The sequence below is a fragment of the Candidatus Parvarchaeota archaeon genome (assembly GCA_016866895.1).
Lineage (GTDB): Archaea > Micrarchaeota > Micrarchaeia > Anstonellales > VGKX01 > VGKX01.
In genome coordinates this window covers 1-3,896 of the sequence record VGKX01000120.1, presented here as the reverse complement: position 1 = coordinate 3,896, position 3,896 = coordinate 1, and the positions used below count along the sequence as shown (strand labels likewise).

General features: G+C 49.3%; 3 protein-coding genes. 2 read left to right on the top strand and 1 reads right to left on the bottom strand.

Features of this window, described 5'->3' with window-relative positions; genetic code table 11:
* The first annotated feature begins 205 nt into the window (after positions 1-205).
* Both speD and thrS read left to right on the top strand, forming a co-directional pair.
* Positions 206-643: an adenosylmethionine decarboxylase gene (gene speD / locus FJZ26_04750; GenBank protein MBM3229714.1), complete on the top strand. Its 438-nt coding sequence runs from the start codon at positions 206-208 to the stop codon at positions 641-643.
* Positions 644-767: 124 nt separating this feature from the next.
* Positions 768-3,002: a threonine--tRNA ligase gene (thrS, locus tag FJZ26_04745; protein ID MBM3229713.1), complete on the top strand. Its 2,235-nt coding sequence runs from the start codon at positions 768-770 to the stop codon at positions 3,000-3,002.
* A gap of 44 nt (positions 3,003-3,046) precedes the next feature.
* Here the strand turns inward: thrS and tpiA are convergent, their stop codons facing one another.
* On the bottom strand, positions 3,047-3,709 hold the full coding sequence (gene tpiA, locus FJZ26_04740) for a triose-phosphate isomerase (protein MBM3229712.1): 663 nt from the start codon (positions 3,707-3,709) through the stop codon (positions 3,047-3,049).
* Between the last annotated feature and the right edge of the window lie 187 nt (positions 3,710-3,896).

Sequence of the window (3,896 nt, the reverse complement as noted above, 5' to 3'; positions counted from 1 at the left end):
GAAAAATTTTCCCGGCATTTTTTGCAGGAATTTTTACAATTGGCTACAAAAATGAAAACCTTTAAATACAAGATTTATTCAAAATGCTAACAAGTTTTCGTTTGTCATTGGATTTTTTCCAATCCGACGAAAGAGTGGAAAAAGAAGGACGGTAAAAAACAGGAAAACAAACTAACAACCTTAATGTTGGGAGGAAAAGAAACAAATGTTCGGACCGCACTTGACATTGGACTTATACGGGTGCAGCAAGAAAAAGCTGAAGGATGTAAATTTTGTTTATAGTTTTTTGGACGAGTTGCCGGGGCAGGTCGGCATGACAAAAATAATGCCGCCTTATGCGTTTTCGTATAATGGCGTAAAGCCCGAGGACTGGGGGGTCTCAGGGATAGTGCTCATAGCCGAGTCGCACATTTCAGTCCACACGTTTGTGGAAAAGGAATATGCCTCAATTGACATTTTCTCCTGCAAGGACTTTGACGTCGAGAAGGCGGAGAAGGCCATTGTCTCCAAGTTTGAGGCAAAGGCATACGAGAAAAACTTCATGATGCGCGGCAGGCACTTCCCAAAAGAAATGATGAGGGTCAACCAGCTTCTTGAAATGGGCAGGGAAGCGCAAGCAGTCAAGGAGACATCAAAACAGTAGAGGCGCATTACCTCTCTGTTTTTTCTTTTTTATTCTCTTTCTTCCTTAGGCATACCCTCACCTTTTTTAGCTTTAAGGGGGCAACACCTTCTACTGACACGATGCTGTCTTAAGGTGAAAATACATGCGAATGGTTTTGCTCCATAGCGACTTTATAGAATTTGAAGCTGTTTCAAAGGCAATAAAAACCGCCCCTGAGGCTGCAAAGGGCAAAGAGCGCATTGAGGAGTGCCTGGTCGCCCTGATGGCAATCGAAAAAGATGATATTGACACGCAGGCAATATCGCAAAACGCGGTCGCAGAAATAGTCAAGCACGCACAAATGGTTAAAGCCAGAAGGCTTGTTCTCTATCCTTGGGTCCACCTCACGCAGGAGCCCTCCTCCCTCGATGTTGCGCAAAAAACTCTGGCTGCCGTAAGTAAGGAGGCAAATAAGCTTGTTGCCGAGGGCTTTGAAATCCACGAAGCGCCCTTTGGCTGGTACAAGTCCTTCAACGTCAAGTGCAAAGGGCACCCTCTTGCGGAGCTTTCAAGGCACATAGGCGGGGCAAGAAAGGAGGAGGCAAGGACCGGCAAGGAAAAGATGTTTGCAAAGTACTGCATTGGGCAAAAATCCCCGGCAGAATCGGATGCCCTTGTGGTTGCAAGAAACACCGCTTCGCTAGTTGCCCTCCTTGCAGTTAAAAGCCTTTATCCAAAGGCATTCTTTGGGCTTGCAAAATCGGACAAGGATGGGTTTTCCTGCGACGTTGAGGTTGGCAGGGCACTGACTCCCTCTGACCTGCAGGCAGTTGCAAGGGAGATGGCAAATGCCGCAGGCTCCAAGCTTCCAATCAAGCTTGGGCCAATTGGCAGGCAGCAGGCTCTTGATGCGTTCAAGGCTTCGGGCCAAAAATTCTACCTTGAAGCAGCCGCTGAAATAGAGTCAGAAGTAATAATGGTTGCCCAGGCCAATGGCCACATGTTCCTTTTGCCAGGCCCATTTGCTCCTGATACTTCGGGCTGCGGCCAGTTTGCACTGCGTGAAGTCGGCGGCGCATACTGGAGAAACGACTCGGGGCAAAAGCAGCTCCAGCGCATCAGCGGGACTTCGTATGAAAAAAGGGAGCAGCTGGACGCTTACCTGAAACTAATGCAGGAGGCAGAAGCCCGCGACCACAAGAAACTTGGCCGGGAGCTTGAGCTTTACATGCAATCGGATTTGGTTGGAAAAGGGCTTCCAATCTGGCTTCCAAACGGCGAGACAATCAGGCAGGAAGTGGAAAACCTGGCCATTGAAACAGAGCGAAAATACGGCTACGTGAGGGTCAAAACCCCGAATCTTGCCAAAAAGGAGCTCTATGTAATGTCAGGCCACATCCCATATTACCAGGAAAGCATGTATCCTGAGATGAAGCTTGATGACGGTTCATACTTTCTTAAGGCCATGAACTGCCCGCACCACCACCTTGTGTACAGGCACAGGCCGCGAAGCTACAGGGAGCTGCCGCTTCGCATTGCCGAATACGGCACGTGCTACAGAAACGAGCTTTCGGGGACGCTTTCCGGCCTGCTGCGTGTGCGCATGCTTTCAATGAACGATGCCCACATGTACTGCTCAAGGGGCCAGATTGAGCAGGAATTTGAAAGCGTGGTGAAAATGGTAGTCGACTATTACAGGATTTTTGGACTCAAGGACTATCACTTCAGGCTTTCCCTCCACGACCCGGCAAACAAGGAAAAGTACATAGACGAGCCTGAAAACTGGAAGTTTGCCGAGGGGGTTCTTAGGGGCATCCTCCAGAAGCTGCATGTCAACTTTGTGGAGGCAGTCGGCGAGGCTGCGTTTTACGGGCCGAAGGTTGACATACAATACAAGGCAGTGACAGGGCGGGAGGAGACAATGTCAACAATACAGCTTGACTTTGCGGCAAAGACAAAGTTCGGCCTTTCCTATGTAGATACTGAAGGCAAGGAAAACAGGGAAGTCTACGTTATCCATCGCGCCCCGCTTTCAACGCACGAGCGCTTCATTGCATTTTTGATTGAGCACTACGCAGGCTCGTTCCCTGTCTGGCTCTCTCCGGTACAGGTGGCAGTTGTGCCGCTCTCAGTCGACCAAAACGAGGCTGCACAGGGGCTTGCAAAAAGGATGCTTGATTCCGGAATCAGGGCAAAGGCTGACTTGAGGCAGGAAAAGATGGAGTCAAAAATCAAGGACGCTTATGCGCAAAAAGTCCCAAACATAATAGTGCTTGGCAAGCAGGAAATTGATGCCGGCACAGTTTCAGTGCGAAAGCGCGGAAATGTACAGCTTAGGGATATTCAGCAGGATAAATTTATTTCTGGTCTGCTTGAGGAAATAAAGCTGAGAAAGTAGGAAAAAATTAGCACATGCCTTTATTGGCCATGCATTTCTTGGCTCTAATCCGCCGCCCTTGCCATCTGCTCAAGAAGCTTCTTTGGGTCCTTTGCCTTTACGTATGCAGATGCAACCAGAACGCCTGCCGCCCCAAGTTCTATTGCCTTTTCAACGTCTTTGTCACTTGAAATCCCGGCCCCGCATATGACTGGCGACTTTGAAACCTTTGCAACTGCGTCAACCGCCCCGCTTACAACTTCCGGTCTTGCGCTTGAAACCGATATTCCGCTTCCAATCAGCTCAGGCGGCTCTATTGCGATATATGTTGGATTGAGCTTTGCAAGCAATACCGACTCTTCCACGTCTTTTGCGCAAAGCATGCCTTCCATGTCAGTTTCTTTCAGCCTTGAAATCGTGGCTGCTATGGTTTGTGCTGGCATGCGATGCTCCGAATGGTTGACCAAGCTCCCCAGACAGCCGGCAGCTTTTGCAGCCTCGCAGGCAAGCCAGCCGGTGAACGCGCCCTGCTTCACAAAATCCACATGCTGCGCAAATATGTCCTTGTGGATTTTTGCCGCCTGTGCTAAATCGACTGCCTGCGACGCTACAATTATGCGCACCCCGGTCTGGCCTGCGACATCATGCGCTATTTGCACAAGCTCAAGCCCTCTTTTTCCAAGGGATTCTGGGTAAGCTTTCAAGTTCAAGGCAATAAGTGGCTTCATGTGCGCTGCACCTCTGCTTAGTTCAATGCCCCTCAATCTTATTAAATAATTCCGTGGGAGAGGGAGTCTTTAGGTTTCAAGTGAAGTGAAAGAAAAAACATTAGAAAAATCGGCAGGGGGTTTGACCCTTGGTTTCAGGGGGGTGGATGCAGCCTCGGATCTGTGTTTAGGAAGGTGGGCGAATCCT